This window comes from Actinomadura sp. WAC 06369 (genome assembly GCF_003947565.1).
Classification (GTDB): Bacteria; Actinomycetota; Actinomycetes; order Streptosporangiales; family Streptosporangiaceae; genus Spirillospora; species Spirillospora rifamycini.
The window spans coordinates 1-21,138 of sequence record NZ_QHJN01000066.1; the positions used below are offsets into that span (position 1 = coordinate 1).

At 73.9% G+C, this 21,138-nt stretch carries 22 protein-coding genes; 14 read left to right on the forward strand and 8 right to left on the reverse strand.

The genetic code is table 11. The annotated features are described in order from the left end of the window. Positions 1-236: 236 nt before the first annotated feature. Positions 237-1,175 (reverse strand): PDR/VanB family oxidoreductase, encoded by a 939-nt coding sequence (locus DMH08_RS19130; protein WP_233617683.1) that lies wholly within the window; start codon positions 1,173-1,175, stop codon positions 237-239. A 186-nt stretch (positions 1,176-1,361) separates the two neighbouring features. On the opposite strand from DMH08_RS19130, the gene DMH08_RS19135 reads away from it, so the two are divergent. Continuing rightward, the gene (locus DMH08_RS19135; protein ID WP_125616533.1) at positions 1,362-1,724 is read left to right on the forward strand and encodes an MmcQ/YjbR family DNA-binding protein; all 363 of its coding nucleotides are present in this window, start codon (positions 1,362-1,364) and stop codon (positions 1,722-1,724) included. A gap of 147 nt (positions 1,725-1,871) precedes the next feature. On the opposite strand, the gene DMH08_RS19140 is transcribed toward DMH08_RS19135, so the two are convergent. Then, a complete protein-coding gene (locus tag DMH08_RS19140; protein WP_125616536.1) occupies positions 1,872-2,372 on the reverse strand; it encodes a GNAT family N-acetyltransferase in 501 nt (166 codons plus the stop codon). 130 nt (positions 2,373-2,502) lie between these two features. Here DMH08_RS19140 and DMH08_RS41065 point away from each other — a divergent pair, with 130 nt between their 5' ends. Continuing rightward, positions 2,503-2,781 carry a hypothetical protein gene (locus DMH08_RS41065; protein ID WP_199747890.1) on the forward strand — a complete coding sequence of 93 codons (279 nt, stop codon included), beginning with the start codon at positions 2,503-2,505 and terminating at the stop codon, positions 2,779-2,781. Positions 2,782-2,876: 95 nt separating this feature from the next. Here the strand turns inward: DMH08_RS41065 and DMH08_RS19150 are convergent, their stop codons facing one another. Together DMH08_RS19150 and DMH08_RS19155 are read right to left on the reverse strand one after the other, a co-directional pair. Then, on the reverse strand, positions 2,877-3,755 hold the full coding sequence (locus DMH08_RS19150; RefSeq protein WP_125616539.1) for a hypothetical protein: 879 nt from the start codon (positions 3,753-3,755) through the stop codon (positions 2,877-2,879). A 150-nt stretch (positions 3,756-3,905) separates the two neighbouring features. After that, a complete protein-coding gene (locus tag DMH08_RS19155; RefSeq protein WP_233617684.1) occupies positions 3,906-4,676 on the reverse strand; it encodes an alpha/beta hydrolase in 771 nt (256 codons plus the stop codon). A 108-nt stretch (positions 4,677-4,784) separates the two neighbouring features. On the opposite strand from DMH08_RS19155, the gene DMH08_RS19160 reads away from it, so the two are divergent. From DMH08_RS19160 to DMH08_RS19185, 6 genes are all read left to right on the forward strand, one after another. After that, positions 4,785-4,997: a hypothetical protein gene (locus DMH08_RS19160; protein ID WP_026401934.1), complete on the forward strand. Its 213-nt coding sequence runs from the start codon at positions 4,785-4,787 to the stop codon at positions 4,995-4,997. A 17-nt stretch (positions 4,998-5,014) separates the two neighbouring features. Beyond that, positions 5,015-5,926 carry an LLM class F420-dependent oxidoreductase gene (locus tag DMH08_RS19165; protein ID WP_125616545.1) on the forward strand — a complete coding sequence of 304 codons (912 nt, stop codon included), beginning with the start codon at positions 5,015-5,017 and terminating at the stop codon, positions 5,924-5,926. Between the two features lie 318 nt (positions 5,927-6,244). Further along, a complete protein-coding gene (locus DMH08_RS19170; RefSeq protein ID WP_125616548.1) occupies positions 6,245-7,159 on the forward strand; it encodes an ABC transporter substrate-binding protein in 915 nt (304 codons plus the stop codon). A 91-nt stretch (positions 7,160-7,250) separates the two neighbouring features. Next, complete coding sequence (locus tag DMH08_RS19175; protein WP_026401931.1) at positions 7,251-8,279, forward strand: FecCD family ABC transporter permease; 1,029 nt, start codon at positions 7,251-7,253, stop codon at positions 8,277-8,279. Next, positions 8,276-9,046 carry an ABC transporter ATP-binding protein gene (locus DMH08_RS19180; protein ID WP_125616551.1) on the forward strand — a complete coding sequence of 257 codons (771 nt, stop codon included), beginning with the start codon at positions 8,276-8,278 and terminating at the stop codon, positions 9,044-9,046. Before DMH08_RS19175 ends, DMH08_RS19180 begins: the two co-directional genes overlap by 4 nt. Further along, entirely contained in the window at positions 9,043-9,774 is a 732-nt protein-coding gene (locus DMH08_RS19185; protein WP_125616554.1) for an adenosylcobinamide amidohydrolase, read from the forward strand. Before DMH08_RS19180 ends, DMH08_RS19185 begins: the two co-directional genes overlap by 4 nt. Here DMH08_RS19185 and DMH08_RS19190 read toward each other — a convergent pair. Next, positions 9,771-10,406 (reverse strand): SACE_7040 family transcriptional regulator, encoded by a 636-nt coding sequence (locus DMH08_RS19190; protein WP_026401929.1) that lies wholly within the window; start codon positions 10,404-10,406, stop codon positions 9,771-9,773. The two genes, DMH08_RS19185 and DMH08_RS19190, sit on opposite strands and share 4 nt — an antisense overlap. A 76-nt stretch (positions 10,407-10,482) precedes the next feature. Here DMH08_RS19190 and DMH08_RS19195 point away from each other — a divergent pair, with 76 nt between their 5' ends. From DMH08_RS19195 to DMH08_RS19210, 4 genes are read left to right on the forward strand one after another with little or no spacing between them, the layout of a single operon-like run. Then, entirely contained in the window at positions 10,483-12,096 is a 1,614-nt protein-coding gene (locus DMH08_RS19195; RefSeq protein ID WP_026401928.1) for a carboxyl transferase domain-containing protein, read from the forward strand. 7 nt (positions 12,097-12,103) lie between these two features. Beyond that, positions 12,104-14,035, forward strand: a complete 1,932-nt coding sequence (locus DMH08_RS19200) for an acetyl/propionyl/methylcrotonyl-CoA carboxylase subunit alpha (protein WP_125616557.1) — start codon at positions 12,104-12,106, stop codon at positions 14,033-14,035. 2 nt (positions 14,036-14,037) lie between these two features. Then, positions 14,038-14,964, forward strand: a complete 927-nt coding sequence (locus DMH08_RS19205; protein ID WP_199747892.1) for a hydroxymethylglutaryl-CoA lyase — start codon at positions 14,038-14,040, stop codon at positions 14,962-14,964. Continuing rightward, positions 14,964-16,112: an acyl-CoA dehydrogenase family protein gene (locus DMH08_RS19210; RefSeq protein ID WP_026401925.1), complete on the forward strand. Its 1,149-nt coding sequence runs from the start codon at positions 14,964-14,966 to the stop codon at positions 16,110-16,112. Before DMH08_RS19205 ends, DMH08_RS19210 begins: the two co-directional genes overlap by 1 nt. Here the strand turns inward: DMH08_RS19210 and DMH08_RS19215 are convergent. Next, a complete protein-coding gene (locus DMH08_RS19215; protein ID WP_125616563.1) occupies positions 16,109-17,062 on the reverse strand; it encodes a helix-turn-helix transcriptional regulator in 954 nt (317 codons plus the stop codon). The two genes, DMH08_RS19210 and DMH08_RS19215, sit on opposite strands and share 4 nt — an antisense overlap. 90 nt (positions 17,063-17,152) lie before the next feature. On the opposite strand from DMH08_RS19215, the gene DMH08_RS19220 reads away from it, so the two are divergent. Then, positions 17,153-17,680, forward strand: coding sequence for a DinB family protein (locus DMH08_RS19220; protein WP_125616566.1), 528 nt, complete (start codon positions 17,153-17,155; stop codon positions 17,678-17,680). A gap of 55 nt (positions 17,681-17,735) precedes the next feature. Here DMH08_RS19220 and DMH08_RS19225 read toward each other — a convergent pair whose 3' ends face one another. Together DMH08_RS19225 and DMH08_RS19230 are read right to left on the reverse strand one after the other, a co-directional pair. Further along, positions 17,736-18,026, reverse strand: a complete 291-nt coding sequence (locus DMH08_RS19225; RefSeq protein ID WP_026401922.1) for a hypothetical protein — start codon at positions 18,024-18,026, stop codon at positions 17,736-17,738. A 52-nt stretch (positions 18,027-18,078) separates the two neighbouring features. Next, positions 18,079-19,119 carry a methyltransferase gene (locus tag DMH08_RS19230; RefSeq protein ID WP_026401921.1) on the reverse strand — a complete coding sequence of 347 codons (1,041 nt, stop codon included), beginning with the start codon at positions 19,117-19,119 and terminating at the stop codon, positions 18,079-18,081. Between the two features lie 403 nt (positions 19,120-19,522). Here DMH08_RS19230 and DMH08_RS19235 point away from each other — a divergent pair, with 403 nt between their 5' ends. After that, the gene (locus DMH08_RS19235) at positions 19,523-21,082 is read left to right on the forward strand and encodes a DHA2 family efflux MFS transporter permease subunit (protein WP_125616569.1); all 1,560 of its coding nucleotides are present in this window, start codon (positions 19,523-19,525) and stop codon (positions 21,080-21,082) included. The last annotated feature ends 56 nt before the right edge of the window (positions 21,083-21,138 follow it).

Sequence of the window (21,138 nt, forward strand, 5' to 3'; positions counted from 1 at the left end):
CACCTGCCCCCCGTCCCCCAACCCACGACCCGACGGCCCGAGACCGCCGACCATCGGCGGAAAGCGAGCCGACATACCGACAACGCGGGACCAACAGGCGGCGGCGTCCGGAACAGGGGCGGCGGCGCCAGGAGGGCACAGGCAGCGGTGACGGGGCGACATGCCCGTTCCGGCGGATGAGGCCCAAGACGGGGCTCGAGTCGGTGGGGTGAGCGGGTGCGGGGTACGGGCGCGGGTCAGAGGTCGAGGACGAGGCGCGGGCCTCGAGAGCGGGACACGCAGATCATCATGAAGCCGCCGTCCGCGCGCTCCGCATCGGTCAGGACGGAGTCGCGGTGGTCGGGCTCCCCCTCCAGGACGACCGTCTCGCAGGTGCCGCAGGTCCCTTCGCGGCACGAGGAGAGGACGCCGACACCCGCCTTCTCGACGGCTTCGAGGATGGAGCAGCCCGCCGGAATCTCGACCGTCTTGCCGCTCTGGGCGAGCTCGACCTCGAACGCCTCCCGGGGACCGGTGTCGGGGCGGGCGGCGAACCGCTCGGTGCGCAGGGCGCCGGGCGCCCGCTCCCCGCAGCGCTCCTCCACGGCCGCGATCATCGGCTCCGGGCCGCAGCAGTACACGAGCGTCCCCGGTTCGACCGTGGCGAGGGCGGCGTCCAGGTCGGGCAGCCCGGACTCGTCCTGCGGCCGCAGCTCGACGCGGTCCCCGTAGCGGGCCAGCTCGTCGCGGAACGCCATCGCGGAGAGCCTGCGCCCGCCGTACACCAGCCGCCAGTCCGCGCCCGCCGCCTCGGCCGCCGCGACCATCGGCAGGATCGGCGTGATGCCGATACCGCCCGCGAGGAAGAGGTACCGCGGCGCGTCCTCGAGCGCGAAGTTGTTGCGCGGCCCGCGCGTCCGCAGCCGGTCTCCGGGCCGGACGCGTTCGTGCACGAACGTCGAGCCGGGCCCCTCCTTGAAGACGCCCAACCGCCACGTCCCGGCCGCCGGGTCGCCGCACAGCGAGTACTGCCGCACGAGGTCGCCCTCGAGCAGCACGTCGATGTGGGCACCGGGGCGCCACGGCGGCAGCGCTCCCCCGTCCGCGGCCCGCAGGGTCAGCCCCACGATGCCGTCGGCCAGGTCCGTCCTCTCGGCGACGACGACCTCGGTCTCGATGGCGTTGTCCGCGGCCACTCGGCCCCTCCGGCGTTCTACGGCGTTCGGTCACGACGACCATGTCGGGAGCCGACCGCGCACGTCAGCCGAGGTTCCGTCAAACGGAAGAACTCTTTCCGAGCGGGCAGCGGGCGCGCCGGGAACGGTTTGTCGTACCCGCGCCGTACGATTCCCTCCGCGCGACCACTGGGGAAGGACGGAGCCATGGACACGTTCGAGCGCCTGCGGGAGATCTGCCTGTCGCTGCCGGAGGCGGTCGAGAAGCCCTTCGGCGATCACACCGCGCCCTCCTTCCGAGTGCGGGACAAACTCTTCGTGATGACGTTCGAGGACGAACTCTCCATCACGTTCAAGGCCGCTCCGGGCGTCCAGGAGGCGCTCATCGCCGAGAACCCCGAACGCTTCTACCGGCCTCCCTACGTCGGCGCCAAGGGCTGGGTGGGCGCACGCCTGGACGTCGACCAGGACTGGGACGAGCTGGCCGAGCTGATCGAAGACAGCTACCGCCTGATCGCCCCCAAACGCCTCTCCGCCCAACTCGACCACCGCTCAGCATCGGAGCGATGACCCTCACCCGGTCCGAGCCGCACCGGGTACGCCCTTCGATACACGTGAGGCGGGCCCGAACTCCGGTCCCGAGCCGGCCTTGCGGCGGCGCGGCGCCGGACGTCGATACTTGACGCGATACCCGACGCCCGGGGGTGCGGCTTAAGGTCAGCGGAGCGAACGCGGGTCGATCACCCAGTGGTTCGAGCGGATGGTCTTACCGGCGAAGAGGACGTCCCGCTCCCCTACCAGGGTGAAGCCGAGCGAGCGGCAAATGCCGTTCGAAGGGGCGTTCGTCACGCCGGGGAACGCGTGCACGAGGCCCCAGCGGTCCTCGTCCCGCTCCTGTTCGAGAAGCATGCGGACGGCCCGCCGGCCCAGCCCGCGGCCCTGGAACTCCGGCAGCACCATCCAGCCGATCTCGGACAGCCGCTCACCGTCCTTCTCGTGCGACCACAGCGACACGGTCCCGGCCACGGCACCGGAACCGTCCGGGACGATCATTTTGATCCGGGCCGCACCCGACGCCGCGTCCCGCACGTCTCTGCGGACCTTCTCCTCGATGCCCTCGCGCGCGAGCGGGCCGCCGAGTTCGGCCATCATCACCGGGTCGCACCGCATCCGGACGTACGCGTCGACATCACCCGGCTCGACATCACGAAGGTGCATGCCAACTCCGTTTCTCGGTCCGACGCCGGTCCCGACGGTCCCGACGGCCGAATAATACGGAGCATCTCGGACGAGCCTTGTGAGCGCTGCACGCCCGTTCGCACACGCGCGGCGACCGGGAATCTCCACGATGGCCGGGTTCGTCGGCTACGGCACCGGCGGCGGCATCCGTGCGGTGGAGCAACTGCGCCGGATTATGGGAGAGCTGAAGATCGCCGACGTGCCCGCCCAGTCGCACTGTCGATGTTCACCGACTTCACCGTCACGGAACCGGCCGACCCGACCGACCCGGCGCCTGCACCTCCGCCCCGCACCACGCCGCCCCCTCACCCGGATGCTGGAGGAGATCGTCACCTGGTTCGCGGCGCCGGCGCCGCTGCGCGCGGAGCGTCAGTCGGCGACCGCCTGAGCCGGGAATTCCGGCTCCTGTTGGCGGCTCACCGGTGGTGGTTGTTCGTCCGGTTGCCTGCCTTTCGACGTCGCCGGCGAGGCAGGGGCTCGGGGTCAGCAGCGGCGGGGGCGGGAGAGGGAGCGCAGGCGTTCGGTGATGCGGGTCAAAGTGGCGTCGTCCGGGGTCCAACCGCGGTGCAGGAGTGCGGTCAGGAGCGCCTCCAAAAAGGGGGCCGGACGGGACAGGAAATCGCGGGTGACGGGAATCAGTTCCCACTTCATCTCCTCTGCGAGCCATTTGCGGCGTCGGCGGTCGCGGGTGCGCGCGGCCGCGCCGGTGTGGTGCCGTTCGCCGTCGTATTCGAGGCCGACGCGGAAATCCGCGTAGCCGAGGTCCACGTAGAGCATGCGGTCGTTGGGGCCCATGACCGGGACCTGGCAGGCCGGGCGGGGGAATCCGGCGTCGACGACGGCGACCTTGGTCCAGCTCTCGCCGGGTGACGCGGATCCGCGGTCGCCGAGGCGGAGGACCTCGCCGAGCCGGGTGTTGCCCCGGTAGCCCGGGAGGGTGCGGGCCATCTTCCTGAGCTCGGCGGCCTCGACGCCGCGCCTGAGGAACTGGTCGAGGCCGGCGACGGCCTCGCAGCGGGGCAGCCAGCGGGCGCAGTCGAGGGCGGTGCGGGCCGGTGAGGTGAGCCGTACATGTTCTCTCTCCACGGTGTGCTCGGCGGGCATGGGCGTCTCGGGGTCGGACGGGTCGACGAGGTCGACGGGCCAGTCGGCCTCGCGCACGCCCGGGGGTAAGACGTCGAGGCCCCAGAGCCAGGCGGCCGTGCGGCGGGCGATCACGACCTCGTCGGGGAGGAGGCTGCTGAGCATGGCGGCCCGCGTCTCGAGCGACGCTCCCTTGACGGGGACGTAGTAGACGTCCCGGCCGATGGGGGTGACGAGGTTTCCGGGGCCGCGTTTCCAGGTGAGTGTGAAGCCGTTCATGGAGACGATGCTGCCCGCCCGGCGATGGGGCGTGGAAGGGCTCGAGAAATTGTGGATAACTTCGATTCGGCGCCCATTTTCGCCCCGGTATGTCGCATATGGAGGCGTTCTTGGCTCCGCCCGTTCACGGTATGGCGAGCGGGCGCGGCGTCAGTGTGCCGGTTCGGCCGTCACCGGACCGGGGCGGGCGTCCACGGCCCACCGGGCGATGCGGGTGATCAGGTCGGGGGTGGCGGCGACCTCGGCGTGCCCGAAGGACGGCTCGACCCACAGTTCGCGCGGCTCCCGGGCGGCCCCGTAGAGCTGGTGGGCGTGCTCCAGCGGGAAGAAGGCGTCCGCGTCGCCGTGGACGACCAGGAGCGGGACGGGCGCGATGCGGCCGGCGAGCTCGTGCGGGGCCTCGGGAACGGGGTCCCAGCCCCTGGGGGCGATGCGGGTGCCGCGGGCGAGCCGGACGGCGAGCCGGCCGCTGCGGCGCTCGACGGCCCAGTGGACCCGCCGCATCGGGACGGTGCCGCGGTAGTACCAGCGGGCGGGGGCGCTGACGGAGACGACGGCGTCGACGCCGCCGTGCAGGGCGGCGTGCCGGACCGCGATGGCGCCGCCCATGGAGAACCCGGTGACGACGATGCGCCCGTAGCCGCGGCGACGGGCGGCGCCGACGGCCGCCTCGAGGTCGAAGACCTCGCGGTCGCCCACGGTGGAGCGGCCCCCGGACGCGCCGTGGCCGCGGAAGTCGAGGCCGACGACGCCCCCGAAGCGGTTCAGGACCCCGGCGATGCGCCGCAGCGCGGGCTGCCGCCACGAGCAGGTGAACCCGTGCGCGAGCACGAAGCAGAGGCCGTCCGGGCCCCGGAAGTGCCCGGCGTCGATGCGGACGCGGTCGGCGGTGTAGAGGGTGAGCGGTTCGGGAGTCGGCACGCCTCCGATGATCGCGCAGCGGAATGCGGGCTGAACAGCCGGGTCGCGGGGTAGGTAGGCGATCGTGTCGGGAGGGCTGGTCGGTCGGGCGGCGACCATGCGACGAGGATGAAGGCGCGGCCGCAGCGGCGGGAGGGGACGTCGCCGGACGGCGTGATCGCGTCGTCTGCGCGCGCGCACGAGCGTGCCGCGATACTGCTGGAACGGATGGCCGCGGCGCACCCGGAAGAGGCCGAACTGCACCTGGAGGCCGCCCTGCGGCACCGCCGGTGGGCCGAACGGGACCGGGAGACCGCGGAGCGGTACGCGCCCGGCGGTTGAACTGATCAGGAGGATGCATGCGCATCGGTGTTTCGCTCGGCGAACGGAGCGGGCCGGACGCCCTCGCCAGGTTGGGGGACGACGTCCGCAGGGCCGCGGACGACGGGTTCGCGTCGGCGTGGATGTCGAACATCTTCGGGATGGACGCGCTGACGGCGCTCGCCGTCGCGGGGAGCGGCGTCCCGGGGATCGAGCTCGGGACGGCGGTCGTCCCGTCGTATCCGCGGCATCCGGCGGCGATGGCGCAGCAGGCGCGGACGGTGGCGCTCGCGCTGGACGGACGGCTGACGCTCGGCATCGGCCTGTCGCACAAGGTCGTCATCGAGGACATGTACGGGTTCGACTTCGGACGTCCGCTGCGGCACATGGACGAGTACCTGTCGGTGCTGCTGCCGCTGCTGAACGACGAGACGGCGGCGTTCGACGGCGACACGGTGCGCGGGCACATCTCGCTCAGCGTGCCGAACGAGGGGCGGGTGCCCGTGCTGCTGGCCGCGCTGGGCCCGAAGATGCTGAAGCTGGCGGCGGACCGGACGGACGGGACGGTGCTGTGGATGACGGGGCCCGCGACCGTGCGCGACCACATCGCGCCAACGATCACGGACGCCGCCAAGGCCGCGGGCAGGCCCGCCCCGCGGATCGTCTGCGTGCTCCCCGTCTGCGTCACGGACGACGCGGAGCGCGCGCGGGAACGCGCGGCGATGGCGTTCGAGGTGTACGGGACGCTGCCCTCCTACCGGGCGATGATGGACCGGGAGGGGGCGAAGGGCCCGGAGGACCTCGCGATCATCGGGGACGAGGACGCGGTCGGCGCCCGGCTGGAGGAGCTGGACGCCGCGGGCGTCACCGACTTCGTGGCCGGGGAGTTCATGCCGGGCGAGGACCGGGCTCGGACGCGCGGGTTCCTGAAGTCGCTCACGGCGCGGTGATCCCGTAGAGGCTGCCGCCGGGGTCGGCGAAGCGGCCGGAGCGCGCGAGGCGGGCCTCGCGCGCTCCGTCAGGCCGGCCGCCTGACGGGTGCTCACACCGATACGCGGCGCGGAGCGCCGATTTACCTGCTGATAACCTTGCGGTCCAAGCGTGCCCGGAGCGAAGTCCGGTGCGAACCCGGCGCTGTCCCGCAACTGTGGTGCCTCCCTAGAGAAGGCCGAGCCAGGTCGCCTCCGCGCGCGCCGACGACCATCGACCTCGTGGAAGGGCGATCCGTCCTGCGCGGGCCGCGGCTTCCCTGCATCCAGGAGGCTCCTGTGAGACCCGTACGCGCGCTCGGCGCGGCCATCGTGTTCGGCGTCGTGACGCTCGCCTCGGCGTGCGGCGGCGGAGGCGGCGAGAAGGAGGCCGCCGCGGGCGGCGCCGTCACCGTCCAGGCGGCCAACGGCGCGGTCCAGATCCCGGAGAAGCCCGGGAAGATCGTGTCGCTGTCCCCCACGCACACCGAGACGCTGTACGCGATCGGCGCCGGCCCCCAGGTGGTCGCGGTGGACGAGTACTCCACGCACCCCCAGAACGCGCCGCGCACGAAGCTGTCGGGCTTCAAGCCGAACGCGGAGGCGATCATCGGGTACGAGCCCGACCTGGTCGTCCTGTCCGACGATATGAACGGCATCGTCAAGGCCCTGGAGAAGGTGGGCGTCCCGGTCCTGCTGGAGCCGGCCGCGACGAACCTCGACGAGGCGTACGACGAGATCGCCGACCTCGGGAAGGCCACCGGGCACGAGGCCGAGGCGACCGAGCTCGTCAAGACGATGCGCGCGGACATCGAGCGGAGCGTCGCCGCGGCGGGCGGCTCCGGCGACCTGACGTACTACCACGAGCTGGACGACCAGCTGCACACCGTGACGTCCAAGACGTTCATCGGCCAGGTGTACGGGCTGTTCGGCCTGAAGAACATCGCGGACGCGGCCGAGGGCGCCAGCGGCGGCTACCCGCAGCTGTCCCGCGAGTACCTGCTCGAGCAGGACCCCGACCTCGTGTTCCTCGCCGACACCCGGTGCTGCGGGCAGAACGCCGGGACGGTCGCCGAGCGCCCCGGGTGGGGCGACCTGAAGGCCGTCGCGGACGGCGGCGTGGTGGAGCTCGACGACGACGTCGCGTCCCGCTGGGGCCCGCGCCTGCCGGAGTTCGTGAAGTCGATCGGTGACGCCGTCCAGAAGGTCCGGTGACGACCGGGACGGAGGGCGCTCGGCCGTGAAGGTCCGGATCCCCCGGTCCGACGCCCGGACCGCCCCCCGGACGGAACCGGACGCCGGCCGCGTGCAGGCGCGGCTGCGGCCGGTGCCGCTCGGCGCGGCGACCGCCCTGCTGGCGGCCGTCCTGCTGACCGGCCTGTTCGCGGGCGCCGCGGACCTGCCGCTCGGCGGGGTGCTCGCGGCGCTCGCCGACCGGCTGCCGTTCGTGCGCCTCGACTCCGGCCTGTCGGTGATCGAGGAGAACGTGCTGTTCGAGCTGCGGCTCCCCCGGGTGCTGATGGCGGCGCTGGTCGGCGGGATGCTCGCCATGGCCGGGGCCGGCTACCAGGGCGTGTTCCGCAACCCGCTCGCCGACCCGTACCTCCTCGGCGCCGCCTCGGGGGCGGGCGTCGGGGCGACGCTGGTGATCGTGCTGCTGCACGGCGACCTCGGGTACGGGGTGCCGCTCGCCGCGTTCGCCGGGGCCCTGTTCGGCGTGGTCCTCGCGTACGCGCTGGGCCGGACGGCGAACGCGGCGGGCGGCGCGGCGACGCTCGTCCTGTCCGGGGTGGCGGTGTCGTCGTTCCTCGCGGCCGTGCAGACGTTCCTGCAGCAGCTCGGGTCGGAGGAGCTGAACCGGATCTACGCGTGGATCCTCGGCGGGGTCGGCGGCGCCGACTGGGCGCAGCTCGCCCTCATCGGCCCGTACGCGCTGGTCTCGACGATCGTCCTGCTCGCGCACGGCCGCCTGCTGGACGTGCTGAGCGTCGGCGACGAGGAGGCCGCGTCGCTCGGGCTGTCGGCGCAGCGGGTGCGGCTGACGGTCCTGGTCGCGGCGTCGCTGGCGACGGCGTGCGCGGTCGCGGTCAGCGGGCTGATCGGGTTCGTCGGCATCGTGGTGCCGCACGTGGTGCGGCGGCTGGCCGGCGGCTCCTACCGGGTGGTGCTGCCGCTGTCGCTGCTCGGCGGCGCGGCGTTCCTGGCGGTCGCCGACCTGATCGCGCGGACCGTCGTCGCGCCCGGCGAGCTGCCGCTGGGCGTGGTGACGGCGTTCGTCGGCGGGCCGTTCTTCGTCGCGGTGCTGCGCGCGAGCCGCAGGCAGGTGGACACGTGACGGTCGGTGTGCGGGGGCTCGGCGTGGAGCTGGGCGGACGGCCGGTGCTCGCCGGGGTGTCGCTGGACGTCCCGGCCGGTTCGTGGACGGCGGTGATCGGGCCGAACGGGGCGGGCAAGTCGACGCTGCTGCGCTCGGTCCTCGGGCTGCTGCCGGTCGAGGGCGAGGTGCGGGTCGCGGGCGAGGACCTGCGGGCCCTCAAGCCGCGGCAGCGGGCCCGGGTGGTCGCGTACGCGCCGCAGGCGCCGAACCTTCCGCTCGGGATGACGGTCTTCGACTACACGCTGCTGGGCCGCTCCCCCTATATCCCTCACCTCGGCCGAGAGAGCGCGCGGGACCGGGCGATAGTGAGCGAGGTGCTCGACCGCCTCGACCTCACGCCCTTCGCAGGGCGCGCTCTGGACCACCTCTCGGGCGGCGAGCGCCAGCGTGTGGTCCTGGCGCGCGCGCTCGCGCAGCAGACGTCCGTCCTGCTGCTGGACGAACCGACGTCCGCGCTCGACATCGGCCACCAGCAGCAGGTGATGGAGCTGATCGACCGGCTGCGGCTGTCGGACGGGCTGACCGTGGTGACGACCATCCACGACCTGACGCTGGCCGGGCAGTACGCCGACGCGCTGGTCCTGCTGTCGGGCGGCCGGGTCGCGGCGGCCGGGACGCCCGGCGAGGTCCTGACCCGGGACGCGATCGAGGAGCACTTCGACGCGCGCGTCCACGTCGCCGAGGGCCCCGGCGGGCGGCCCGTCCTCTCCCTGGAGCGCCCATGAGCGAAGCGTCGCCGACCCTCGAGCGGACCTGGCGGACGGAGGACGGCGCCCGGCTCGCCTCGACCGTGTGGCGGGCGGGCGGCGGGCGCCGCGCGATCTCGTCGGCGATGGTCGGCGGCGGCATCGGGCCGGTCCGCTGGGTGCTGAACGCGCAGGTCCCGGGCGGCTACTCGCGCACCGACCCGGTCGCGCACCTGCACGAGCTCGCCGCGTCCCACGGCCTGGACGGCCCGGGCGTCGGGATGCTGACGGCCGCCGCCGTCGACCGGACGGTCCGCGGCGCGGACGGCGGCGTCGGCGTCGCGGCGACCGTCGGGCTGCGGGTCCCGACGTGGGCGGCGGCCCCGGCGGGCGCGCCCGACCCCGAGCTGGCGCCGATGCGGCTCGACGGCCCTCCGCCCCCGCGCGGCGGGCCGCCCGCGGCCGTGCCGCCGCGGCCCGGAACGATCAACATCCTCGCCGTGCTGCCGGTCCCGCTGACCGACGCGGCGCTGGTGAACGCGGTGGTCACGGCGACGGAGGCGAAGACGCAGGCGCTTCTGGAGGCCGGGTTCCCGTGCACGGGCACCGCGTCGGACGCCGTGTGCGTCGTCGTCCCGGAGGCGGGGACGCCCGAGCCGTTCGCGGGACCGCGCTCGATGTGGGGCGCGCGGCTCGCGCGGGCCGTCCACGGGGCCGTGCGCGCGGGCGCGCTCGACTACGCCGCGCTGCTGGCAGAGCGCCGCTAGGCCCGTCCGGGTCCGGCACCGTCCAGAGCCACACCGTCCAGCGCCGAGCGGGCCATGGCGTGCAGGAGGTCGGCCATCGCGGCGCGGTCCAGGCCGGCCGCGCTGCGCGGGGTGGAGTTGAGGAGCCCGAAGCAGGCGTGGACGGCCGCGCGGGTGCGGTCGTCGGGCGGCGCGGGCGTCCGGCGGCGCAGGACGCCGACCCACTCCTCCACGTACGCGCGCTGCAGCCGGCGGACGCGGTGCCGCTGCTCCTCGGGGACGTTGTCGAGTTCGCGCTCGTGCACGGTGATCAGCGCGGGGTTGTCCAGCGCGAACGCGATGTGCCAGCGCAGCAGCCCGTCCAGCGCGCGGGAGGGGTCGGGGTCGGCGGCGCGGCGGGCCCCCTCGGCGAGCAGGCGTTCGCTGATGTCCAGCAGCATCTCGGCGAGGACCGCCTCCTTCCCGCGGAAGTGCCGGTAGAGGGCGGGGCCGGTGAGCCCGACGGCGCGGCCGACGTCGCCGATGGACGTGCCGTGGTAGCCGCGGCGCGCGAACAGTTCGGCGGCGGCGGCGAGGAGCTCCGCCCGGCGCGGGTTCGGCGGCGCCGCGGGTCCGGGCGCGTCCGGGGCCGCCCCGGCGGGTCGGGAGGTCATGCGGCAAGTGTAGACGAACGCAGTTAATGAGCATTAACATCGGAGTTGTTAACGAGCATTAACAGGGAAGGGCACCATGACCGGACCCGAGATCGGCACGCGCGCCGACGTCGCGGGCGAGGCGTTCAAGGCCAACGCCGCGCACAACGAGGCGCTGGTCGCGGAGCTGCGCGAGCACGTGGACCGCGCCGGGCGCGGCGGTCCCGAACGGGCCCGCGAACGGCACGTCGCGCGCGGCAAGCTGCTGCCCCGCGACCGCGTCGACACGCTCCTCGACCCCGGCTCGCCGTTCCTCGAACTGTCGCCGCTGGCCGCGGCCGGCATGTACGGCGACGAGGCGCCCGGCGCCGGGATCATCACCGGGGTCGGCCGCGTCTCCGGCCGCGAGTGCGTGGTCGTCGCCAACGACGCGACCGTGAAGGGCGGCACCTACTACCCGGTCACGGTCAAGAAGCACCTGCGGGCGCAGGAGGTGGCGCTCCACAACCGCCTCCCCTGCGTCTACCTGGTCGACTCCGGCGGCGCGTTCCTGCCCCGCCAGGACGAGGTGTTCCCCGACCGCGAGCACTTCGGCCGCATCTTCTTCAACCAGGCCACGATGTCGGAGCGCGGCATCCCGCAGATCGCGGCCGTCATGGGCTCCTGCACCGCGGGCGGCGCGTACGTGCCGGCGATGAGCGACGAGGCCGTGATCGTCCGCGGCCAGGGCACGATCTTCCTCGGCGGCCCGCCGCTGGTGAAGGCCGCGACGGGCGAGGTCGTGACGGCCGAGGAGCTGGGCGGCGGCGAGCTGCACTCCCGCACGTCCGGCGTCACCGACCACCTCGCCGAGGACGACGCGCACGCGCTGCGGATCGTCCGCGACATCGTCGGGACGCTCGGGCCGCGCGCGCCCCGCCCCTGGGACGTCGCGCCGTCCGAGGAGCCCGCCGTCGACCCGTCCGAGCTGTACGGGGTCGTCCCGCCGGACGCCCGCACGCCGTACGACGTCCGCGAGGTCATCGCCCGGATCGTGGACGGCAGCCGGTTCCAGGAGTTCAAGAAGGAGTACGGGACGACGCTCGTCACCGGCTTCGCGCGCATCCACGGGCACCCGGTCGGGATCGTCGCCAACAACGGCATCCTGTTCGGCGAGTCGGCGCAGAAGGGCGCGCACTTCATCGAGCTGTGCGACCGCCGCAGCGTCCCGCTGGTGTTCCTGCAGAACATCACCGGGTTCATGGTGGGGCGCGAGTACGAGGCGAGCGGCATCGCCAAGCACGGCGCGAAGATGGTGACGGCCGTGGCGTGCGCGCGCGTCCCCAAGTTCACCGTCGTGATCGGCGGCTCGTTCGGCGCGGGGAACTACGCCATGTGCGGCCGGGCGTACTCCCCCCGGTTCCTGTGGATGTGGCCGAACGCCCGCATCTCGGTCATGGGCGGCGAGCAGGCCGCGAGCGTCCTGGCGACCGTCCGGCGCGACCAGATGGAGGCGCGCGGCGAGGACTGGCCCGCCGAGGACGAGGAGAGGTTCAAGGCGCCGATCCGCGAGCAGTACGAGGACCAGGGGAATCCGTACTACTCCACGGCGCGGCTGTGGGACGACGGGGTGATCGACCCGCGCGACACCCGGCGGGTGCTCGGGCTCGGGCTGTCGGTCGCGGCGAACGCACCGCTGGAGCCGGTCGGCTACGGCGTCTTCCGGATGTGAGGGTCTGATGTTCGACAGCGTCCTGGTCGCCAACCGGGGTGAGATCGCCGTCCGCGTGTTCCGCACGCTGCGGCGGCTCGGCGTGCGGTCGGTGGCCGTCCACACCGCGGCCGACGCGGGGGCCCGGCACGTGCGCGAAGCGGACGAAGCGCTGCTCGTCCCGTCCTATCTGGACGTCGAGGCGGTGATCGGCGCGGCCCGCGCGGCGGGCGCGCGGGCCGTCCACCCCGGGTACGGGTTCCTCGCGGAGAACACGGCGTTCGCGCGGGCCTGCGGCGACGCGGGCCTGGTGTTCATCGGCCCGCCCGCCGAGGCCATCGAGGCGATGGGCGACAAGATCCGCGCGAAGCGGACGGTCGCCGCGGCCGGCGTCCCGGTCGTCCCCGGACGGGACGAGGCGGGCCTGTCCGACGAGGAGCTGCGGGCCGCCGCGCTGGAGATCGGCCTGCCGGTGCTGCTCAAGCCGTCGGCGGGCGGCGGCGGCAAGGGCATGCGGCTGGTGCGGGACGCGGCGGACCTGCCGGACGCGGTCGCGTCCGCCCGGCGCGAGGCGCGCGGCTCGTTCGGCGACGACACCCTCCTCGTCGAGCGGTTCGTGGAGAACCCCCGGCACATCGAGATCCAGGTGTTCGCGGACGCGCACGGCAACGCCGTCCACCTGGGCGAGCGCGAGTGCAGCCTGCAGCGGCGGCACCAGAAGATCGTCGAGGAGGCGCCGTCGCCGCTGCTGGACGCGGCGGCCCGCGAGCGGATGGGCGCCGCCGCCGTCGCCGCCGCGCTGGCCGTCGGGTACACCGGCGCGGGGACGGTCGAGTACATCGTGTCGGCCGACCGGCCCGACGAGTTCTTCTTCATGGAGATGAACACCCGGCTCCAGGTCGAGCACCCGGTGACCGAACTCGTCACCGGCCTCGACCTGGTCGAACTCCAGCTCCGCGTGGCGGCCGGGCGGCCGCTGCCGTTCGCGCAGGACGGCGTCCGCCTCGACGGGCACGCGATCGAGGCCCGCGTCTACGCCGAGGACCCGGCGCGCGGCTTCCTGCCGACCGGCGGGCGCGTCCTCGCCCTGGACGAACCGGACGTGCGGGTCGACTCGGGGCTCGACGTCGGCACCGAGGTCGGCGGCTCCTACGACCCGATGCTCGCGAAGGTGATCGTCCACGGCGCGGACCGCGCCGAGGCCCTGCACCGGCTCGACCGGGCGCTGGCCGGGTACACGCTGCTCGGCGTCCCGACGAACGTCGCGTTCCTGCGGTCGCTGCTGCGGCACCCGGACGTCGTGTCCGGCGACGTCGACACCGGCCTGGTCGAGCGCGCCCTCGACGACCTCGTCGGCGACGGGTCCGTCCCGCCGGAGGCGCTCGCCGCCGCCGCGCTGGAGCGGATGCACGCCCTCGAGTCCGGCGACGACCCGTGGACGATCCCCGACGGCTGGCGGCCCGGCGAGCACGCCTGGGCGCGCTGGATCATCACGCCCGCGGGCGGGGAGCCGGTCGAGGTGCGGGTGCAGGGCCGCGCGTCGGCCGCGCGGGTCCGCGTCGGCGACGGCGAGCCCGTCGAGGCGTCCCTGCGCGGCACGACCCTCACCTACGCCGGACGGACGATCGCGTTCGCCGCCGCCCGCGACGGCGACACGCTGTGGCTCGGCCGCGAGGGGCGCGCGTGGGCGCTCGGCGAGCACGTCGCCGCCGAGGGCGGCGCGGCGGCGGCCGGCGCGGGCGACGGCGTGCTGCGCAGCCCGATGCCCGGGACCGTCCTGGCCGTCAAGGCGGCCGAGGGCGACCGCGTCGCGGAGGGGCAGCCGCTGGTGGTCGTCGAGGCGATGAAGATGGAGCACACCGTCACCGCGCCCGGCGCGGGCGTCGTGGCGAAGCTGCCGGTCCGCGCCGGCGTCCAGGTCGCCCTGGACGCGGTGCTGGCCGTGATCGAGGAGGCATGACGATGCGCACACCGCTGCCGGGCCTGCCCGAGCGGGTCACGATCTACGAGGTCGGGCCCCGGGACGGCCTGCAGAACGAGAAGGCGATCGTGCCGGCGTCCGTCAAGGCCGAGTTCGTCACCCGGCTCGCGGACGCGGGGCTGCGCACGATCGAGACGACCAGCTTCGTCCACCCCGAGTGGGTGCCCCAGCTAGCGGACGCCGAGGATCTGCTGGCCGTCCTGCCCCGCTCGCCCGACCTGCGGTACCCGGTCCTCGTCCCGAACGCCCGGGGCCTGGACCGGGCGCTCGCCAACGGCGTCACCGAGATCGCCGTGTTCGGCAGCGCGACCGAGTCGTTCGCGCGGCGCAACCTCAACCGGACGGTGGACGAGTCCATCGGGATGTTCGCGCCGGTCGTCGAGCGGGCGCGCGCGCAGGGCCTGTGGGTGCGGGCCTACGTGTCGATGGCGTTCGGCGACCCGTGGGAGGGCGACGTCCCGATCGAGCAGGTCGTGTCCGTCGCGTCCCGGCTGATGGAGCTCGGCTGCTCGCAGCTCAGCATCGGCGACACCATCGGCGTCGGCACCGCCGGGCACGTCACCGCGCTGATCGAGGCGCTCGGCGCGGCCGGGATCGGCCCCGAGCGGCTCGCCGTCCACTTCCACGACACCTACGGGCAGGCCCTCGCCAACACGCTCGCCGCGCTCCGCGCCGGTGTCGCGGTCGTCGACGCGTCCGCCGGCGGCATCGGCGGCTGCCCGTACGCCGAGAGCGCCACCGGCAACCTCGCCACCGAGGACCTCGTGTGGATGCTGCACGGCCTCGGCATCGACACCGGCATCGACCTCGACGGACTCGCGGCGACCAGCCGGTGGATGGCCGAGCGGCTCGGCCGTCCGAGCCCGTCCCGCGTCGTGCAGGCCCTGTCCCCCGAAACGGAGCAATGATGATCGACTTCAACCTGAGCGCCGAGCAGGAGGAACTGCGGAGCACCGTCGAGCGGTTCGCCCGCGAGACGGTCGCCCCGGTGATCGGCGACCTGTACGAGCGCGGCGAGTTCCCCTACGACATCGTCGCCGCGATGGGGAAGATGGGCCTGTTCGGCCTGCCGTTCCCCGAGGAGCACGGCGGCATGGGCGGCGACTACTTCGCGCTCTGCCTCGCCCTCGAGGAGCTCGCGCGCGTCGACTCGTCCGTCGCGATCACCCTGGAGGCCGGGGTGTCGCTGGGCGCGATGCCGATCTACCGGTTCGGTTCGCCCGAGCAGAAGGCCGCCTGGCTGCCGATGCTGACGTCGGGCGAGCGGCTCGCCGCGTTCGGCCTGACCGAGCCGGGCGGCGGCTCGGACGTCCCGGGCGGCATGCGCACCACGGCCCGGCTCGACGGCGACTCGTGGGTGATCAACGGGTCGAAGTCGTTCATCACGAACTCGGGCACGGACATCACCGCGTTCGTCACCGTGACGGCCTTCACCGGCGACGGCGAGATCTCCACGATCATCGTCCCGAACGGCACGCCGGGCTTCACCGTCGGGCGCAAGTACTCGAAGGTCGGCTGGTCGGCGTCCGACACGCGCGAGCTGTCCTTCGACGACGTCCGCGTCCCCGCGGAGAACCTCGTCGGCGAGCGCGGCCGCGGCTACGCGCAGTTCCTCCGCATCCTGGACGAGGGCCGCATCGCGATCGCCGCGCTGTCGGTCGGCCTCGCGCAGGGCTGCGTGGACGAGTGCCTGCGCTACGTCCGCGAGCGCGAGGCGTTCGGCAAGGAGATCGGGCGCTACCAGGCCGTCCAGTTCAAGATCGCCGACATGGAGACGCGGGCCCACACCGCCCGGCTGGCCTACTACGCGGCCGCCGCCCGGCTGCTGGCGGGCGAGCCGTTCAAGAAGGAGGCGGCGATCGCCAAGCTCGTCGCGTCGAACGCCGCCATGGACAACGCCCGCGACGCCACGCAGATCTTCGGCGGCTACGGCTTCATGAACGAGTACGCCGTCGGCCGCTTCTACCGGGACGCGAAGATCCTCGAGGTCGGCGAGGGCACGTCCGAGGTCCAGCGCATGCTGATCGCCCGCGCCCTGGGCCTGCCCCCGGCCTAGGCCCGGAGGAACCGCGTCCCCCACTCGCGGAGGTGCTCGCGCAGCTCCGGCGGGTGGAGGACGCGGAAGTCGGCGCCGACCGAGCCGAGCGCCATCGCCGCCCAGTCCAGCGAGCCGGCGGTGATGCGCACCCGGCAGCGGCCGGCGTCCACCTCCTCGACCGTGCTCCAGCGGCCGATCAGGTCGCGCACCGCCGCGGCGGGCGCGTCCACCAGCGCCTCCACCGCGTGCGGGCGGGGCAGCTCGTCCAGTCCGGCGCGGACGAACGCGGCGGCGTCGTCCGCCGGCAGGTCGCGCGGCCGGTACCTGGCGCCCGTTCCGCGCAGCCCGGTGAGCCGGTCGACGCGGAAGCTGCGCCAGTCGCTCCGGTCGAGGTCGTAGGCGACCAGGTACCACCGGCGCCCCAGCCGGACGAGCCGGTGCGGCTCGACGTGCCGGTCGGTGCGGCGCCCGCCGTCCGCGGTGTAGGCGAACCGGACCCGTTCGGCGTCCCGGCACGCCACCGCGGCCTCGGTGAGCGTCCCCGGGTCGACGGCCGCCCGGTCGGCGCCGCCCCACGCGGCGGGCACCGTCATCGCGCTCAGCGCCTCGACCCGGCGCCGCAGCCGCGCCGGCATCACCCGCACGACCTTCGCCAGCGCCCGCACCGACGGTTCGGCGATGCCCTCCACGGCGCCCTGGGCGGCGGCCTGCAGCCCGACGACCAGGGCCACCGCCTCCTCGTCGTCGATCACCAGCGGCGGCAGCGCGGCGCCCGCCGCGAGCTGGTAGCCGCCGTCGACCCCGCGCCGCGCCTCCACCGGGTAGCCCAGCTCGCGCAGCCGGTCGACGTCCCGGCGCAGCGTGCGCGGCGAGACGCCCAGCCGCTCGGCGAGTTCGTCCCCCGGCCAGTACCGGTGGCTCTGCAGCAGGGACAGCAGCCGGAGCGTCCGCGAGCTCGTGTTCGCCATACCCGAATACTGCCGCATTGCGGTCAAAAACTGACCGTTGTGCCTCGTAGCGTGAGTCTTGTCGAACGGAAACAACGGAAGGCGAGGCCCATGAGCGACACCATCACCCTCTCCGGTGAGCGCGCCGACCTGCTGGCGATGCTGGGCAAGCACCGGCACTTCCTGCGCTTCACCGTCCGCGGCCTCACCGACGAGCAGGCCCGGACGCGGAGCACCGAGAGCGAGCTGACCCTGGGCGGCCTGATCAAGCACGTGTCCGCCGTCGAGCGCGGCTGGGCGGACTTCATCGTGGAGGGCCCGGCCGCGATGGGCGACTTCGACACCATGACCGAGGAGGACTTCGCCCGCCGGAACGACGAGTTCCGGCTGCTCCCCGAGGAGACCCTCGCCGACGTCCTCGCCGGCTACGACGAGGTCGCGCGCCGCACCGACGCGCTCGTCGCCGAGCTCCCCGACCTGGACGCCGCCCAGCCGCTCCCCCGCGCCCCGTGGTTCGAGCCCGGCGCGTACTGGAGCGCCCGCCGGGTGCTGATGCACATCGTCGCCGAGACCGCGCAGCACGCCGGCCACGCCGACATCATCCGCGAGGCCCTGGACGGCGCCAAGAGCATGGGCTGAGGCCGCGGCCCGGCGGCGCCCCGCGTCGCCGGGCCGCGCCGGGCTCGGTGCCGTTTCACAGCCCTCGCAGCGCCTCGTACAGGTCGTCGCCGTAGGAGGCCCAGCACAGCACCGAGCCGTCGTCGTCGACGCCGCCCATGAGCCACTCCCCCTCGGCGCGGACGAGGCAGAGCCCGTCGAAGGTCAGCACCAGATCGATCGTGTGCGGGGCGACGGGCGCCTCGGCGCGGCCGTCGACCTCCCGGACGTCGAGGGCGGCGGCGGCCTCGGCGGTGAGGACCGCGGCGCGGGCGCAGCCCGACACCGCGCGGACCCGCTCGAGCGTCCAGCCGGTGGGAAGGGACATGAGGCGAGGTCAGACGTCGGGCCGGCGCCGCGGCGCGGGACCGTCGCGGCGCTCAGTCCTCGACCGGGCGGTCCGCGGGGCGGGCCTCCAGGACGGCGAAGGCGGCGCCCCGGGCCGGGACGCCGGTCAGCCGCAGGCCCGCGCGGTCGAGGAGGCGCTCGTACTCCGGCCGGGTCCGCTGGCGGCCGCCGTCGGTCATGACGAGCATCTCGAGGTCGATCCAGGGGGCCGGGGTCGGCCGGTCGGAGCGGTCGGCCTCGCCGACGGGCACCGCCTCGCCGATGAGGACGCGCCCGCCGGGGTTCATCGCGCGGCGGCAGTTGCCGAGGACGCGGGCCGCGCGGTCGTCGTCCCAGTCGAGGAGGACGTTGCAGAGCAGGTAGGTGTCGCCCCCTTCCGGCACGGACCGGAAGAAGTCGCCGGAGACGAGGCGGCACCGGCCGGCGAGCCCGGCGGGCGCGGCGGCGATGACCTGCGGCATGTCGAAGAGCACGCCCCGCACCCCGGGGTGGGCGTCCAGCACCGCGGCGACGACCGCGCCGCGGCCGCCGCCGACGTCGACGACCGTGCTCGCGGGCGCGAAGTCGCAGGCGGCGACGGCCGGGGCGAGGAAGCGCCCGGTCACCGACACCATGGCGGCGCCGAACACGGCGCGGTCGGACGGCCGGTCGCGCAGGTGGTCGTAGAGGCCGCGGCCGTGGGCGCGGGGGAAGGCGGGCTCACCGGTGCGGACGCTCGTCTCGAGGGCGCTCCAGGCCGACCGGTGGAACGCGGAGCCGAGCATCTCCGCCCACCCGCGCAGCGACCCGGGCGCCTCGGTGCGGAGCAGGTCGCCGAGCGGGGTGAGCGCGAACCGGCCGTCGCCGTCGTCCTTCAGGAGGCCGACGTCGGCGAGCGCGCGGAGCAGGCGGTGCAGGGCGGGCGGGTCGGCGTCCAGGGAGGCGGCGGCGTCCGCGGCGGTGCGCGGCCCGCGGGCCAGGGCGTCGGCGACGCCCAGGCGGGCGGCGACGCCGATGGCCTGCGACACCCAGGTGCCGGTCGTCAGCGCGAGGAGCGCCTCGCCGAGCGGGTCGTCGGGCATCCGGACGGTCATCGCGCCTCCCAGATCTCGTTCACCGTGCGTCGCACGTCATCACCGAGGGTATCCGACGGGCGGCGACCGAAGATCGAGTCGGCCGCGGCGGTGAGTTCCGGAGACGCGGCGAGTCTGTGTCGGGGCACGGTCGGTTCGAGGTGAACGCGGAGGTGAGGGATAGGATGTCGCGTCCGTCACATTCGGTTGACCTCAAGGTCGGTCGAGGTCGGAGGCTGGAGCGCGGAGAGCAGCGTAGACCCGGCCAGATTGTCCGACCCGCACGGAATACTCCCGAAGTCCTGCGGGTTTAACCGTTCGCGAAAGTGTCAGTCTCTGCAGTATTTTGCTGCGTATCCCCGTGTGAACCATCCCCGGCCCCCGCGTGCCCGCGTGCGCGGGCCTCGAACGATTGGAACGTAAGTTGACCGCTCCCGCGTCTCCCAAGGCGGCGGACGGACCCCAGGAGGCACCGGAACCCGGAGGTCTCGACCGCGGCGTGTTCGCGGTGGCCGGGGTCGTGGTCCTCGGCGCGATCATGTCCATCCTGGACGTGACCGTCGTCAACGTCGCCCTCAACGCGCTCACCGCCGAGTTCGACACCTCCCTCGCCACCATCCAGTGGGTCGCGACGGGGTACACCCTCGCCCTGGCCACCGTGATCCCGATCACGGGCTGGGCGTCGGCGAGGTTCGGCACGAAGCGCCTGTACATGATCTCGATCGCGCTGTTCGTGATCGGTTCGATGCTGGCGGGCCTCGCGTGGTCGGCCGAGTCGCTGATCGCCTTCCGGATCCTGCAGGGCCTCGGGGGCGGCATGATCATGCCCGCGGGCATGACGATCATGACCCAGGCGGCGGGCCCGCAGCGGGTCGGGCAGGTGATGAGCATCGTCGGCATCCCGATGCTGCTCGGCCCGATCGCCGGCCCCATCCTGGGCGGCTACCTCGTCGACGACGTGTCCTGGCGCTGGATCTTCTTCATCAACCTGCCGATCGGCATCATCTCGCTGTTCCTGGCCGCCAGGATCCTCAAGCCCGACACCCCGAAGCCGGCCGAGCGGCTGGACCTCATCGGCCTGCTGCTGCTGTCCCCCGGTCTCGCCCTGCTGATCTACGGCCTGGCGAAGGGCGGCGAGCTGAGCGACTTCCTCGCCGCCGAGGCGCTGCCGTTCACGCTGGCCGGCGCGGTGCTGGTGCTCGGGTTCGTCGCCCGCGCGCTGACCGCCGCGAACCCGCTGATCGACCTGCGGCTGCTCAAGCGCCGCTCGGTCGCCGCCGCGTCCGGGACGATGGTGCTGTTCGCCGTCGCGTTCATGGGCGCCATGCTGCTGATGCCGCTGTACTACCAGGTGGTGCGCGGTGAGGCCGCCATGGCCTCGGGCCTGCTGCTGGCGCCGCAGGGCCTCGGCGCGATGGTCACGATGCCGATCGGCGGGCGGCTCACCGACAAGATCGGCCCCGGGCGGGTCGTGCTGGGCGGTCTCAGCATCGTGATCCTGTCGCTCGGCGGCTTCGCCTTCCAAGTCCAGGAGGACACCTCCTACTGGGCGCTCGGCGCCACGCTGTTCGCGATGGGGCTCGGCATGGGCATGACGATGATGCCGACCATGGCCGCGGCCATCCAGCCGCTCGTGCACGACGAGGTGCCGCGCGCGAGCACGATGCTGAACATCATCCAGCAGGTGGCGGCGTCCATCGGCACGGCGATGATGTCGGTGCTGCTGGCCCGCCAGTTCGCCTCGCAGCTGCCGGCCACGCCGGGCGGCGAGGCCGGTTCGGGCGGAGAGGCCGGGCTGGCCGCGATGAGCGAGATGCCCGCGGAGGTCATGGCGAAGATCGTCGGGCCGATGGCGGACGCGTTCCAGAACACCTTCTGGTACGCGACGGGCCTGCTGCTGCTGGCCTTCCTGCCGGCGCTGGTGCTGCCCCGGCGCAAGCCGGACAACCCCGCGGCCGCCGACGCGCCGATGCCGATGCACTGATCGGCCGCCGCACGGCCGCGAGCCCCGGTCCGGGACGTCCGGACCGGGGCTCGTCC

Coding starts and splice junctions, on each gene's coding strand:
- DMH08_RS19200 (WP_125616557.1), top strand. CDS start 12,104: ATGTTCGACAGCGTCCTGGTCGCCAACCGGGGTGAGATCGCCGTCCGC.
- DMH08_RS19220 (WP_125616566.1), top strand. CDS start 17,153: ATGAGCGACACCATCACCCTCTCCGGTGAGCGCGCCGACCTGCTGGCG.
- DMH08_RS41065 (WP_199747890.1), top strand. CDS start 2,503: ATGGCCGGGTTCGTCGGCTACGGCACCGGCGGCGGCATCCGTGCGGTG.
- DMH08_RS19210 (WP_026401925.1), top strand. CDS start 14,964: ATGATCGACTTCAACCTGAGCGCCGAGCAGGAGGAACTGCGGAGCACC.
- DMH08_RS19205 (WP_199747892.1), top strand. CDS start 14,038: ATGCGCACACCGCTGCCGGGCCTGCCCGAGCGGGTCACGATCTACGAG.
- DMH08_RS19140 (WP_125616536.1), bottom strand. CDS start 2,372: ATGCACCTTCGTGATGTCGAGCCGGGTGATGTCGACGCGTACGTCCGG.
- DMH08_RS19185 (WP_125616554.1), top strand. CDS start 9,043: ATGAGCGAAGCGTCGCCGACCCTCGAGCGGACCTGGCGGACGGAGGAC.
- DMH08_RS19150 (WP_125616539.1), bottom strand. CDS start 3,755: ATGAACGGCTTCACACTCACCTGGAAACGCGGCCCCGGAAACCTCGTC.
- DMH08_RS19160 (WP_026401934.1), top strand. CDS start 4,785: ATGAAGGCGCGGCCGCAGCGGCGGGAGGGGACGTCGCCGGACGGCGTG.
- DMH08_RS19165 (WP_125616545.1), top strand. CDS start 5,015: ATGCGCATCGGTGTTTCGCTCGGCGAACGGAGCGGGCCGGACGCCCTC.
- DMH08_RS19215 (WP_125616563.1), bottom strand. CDS start 17,062: ATGGCGAACACGAGCTCGCGGACGCTCCGGCTGCTGTCCCTGCTGCAG.
- DMH08_RS19225 (WP_026401922.1), bottom strand. CDS start 18,026: ATGTCCCTTCCCACCGGCTGGACGCTCGAGCGGGTCCGCGCGGTGTCG.
- DMH08_RS19230 (WP_026401921.1), bottom strand. CDS start 19,119: ATGACCGTCCGGATGCCCGACGACCCGCTCGGCGAGGCGCTCCTCGCG.
- DMH08_RS19195 (WP_026401928.1), top strand. CDS start 10,483: ATGACCGGACCCGAGATCGGCACGCGCGCCGACGTCGCGGGCGAGGCG.
- DMH08_RS19190 (WP_026401929.1), bottom strand. CDS start 10,406: ATGACCTCCCGACCCGCCGGGGCGGCCCCGGACGCGCCCGGACCCGCG.
- DMH08_RS19135 (WP_125616533.1), top strand. CDS start 1,362: ATGGACACGTTCGAGCGCCTGCGGGAGATCTGCCTGTCGCTGCCGGAG.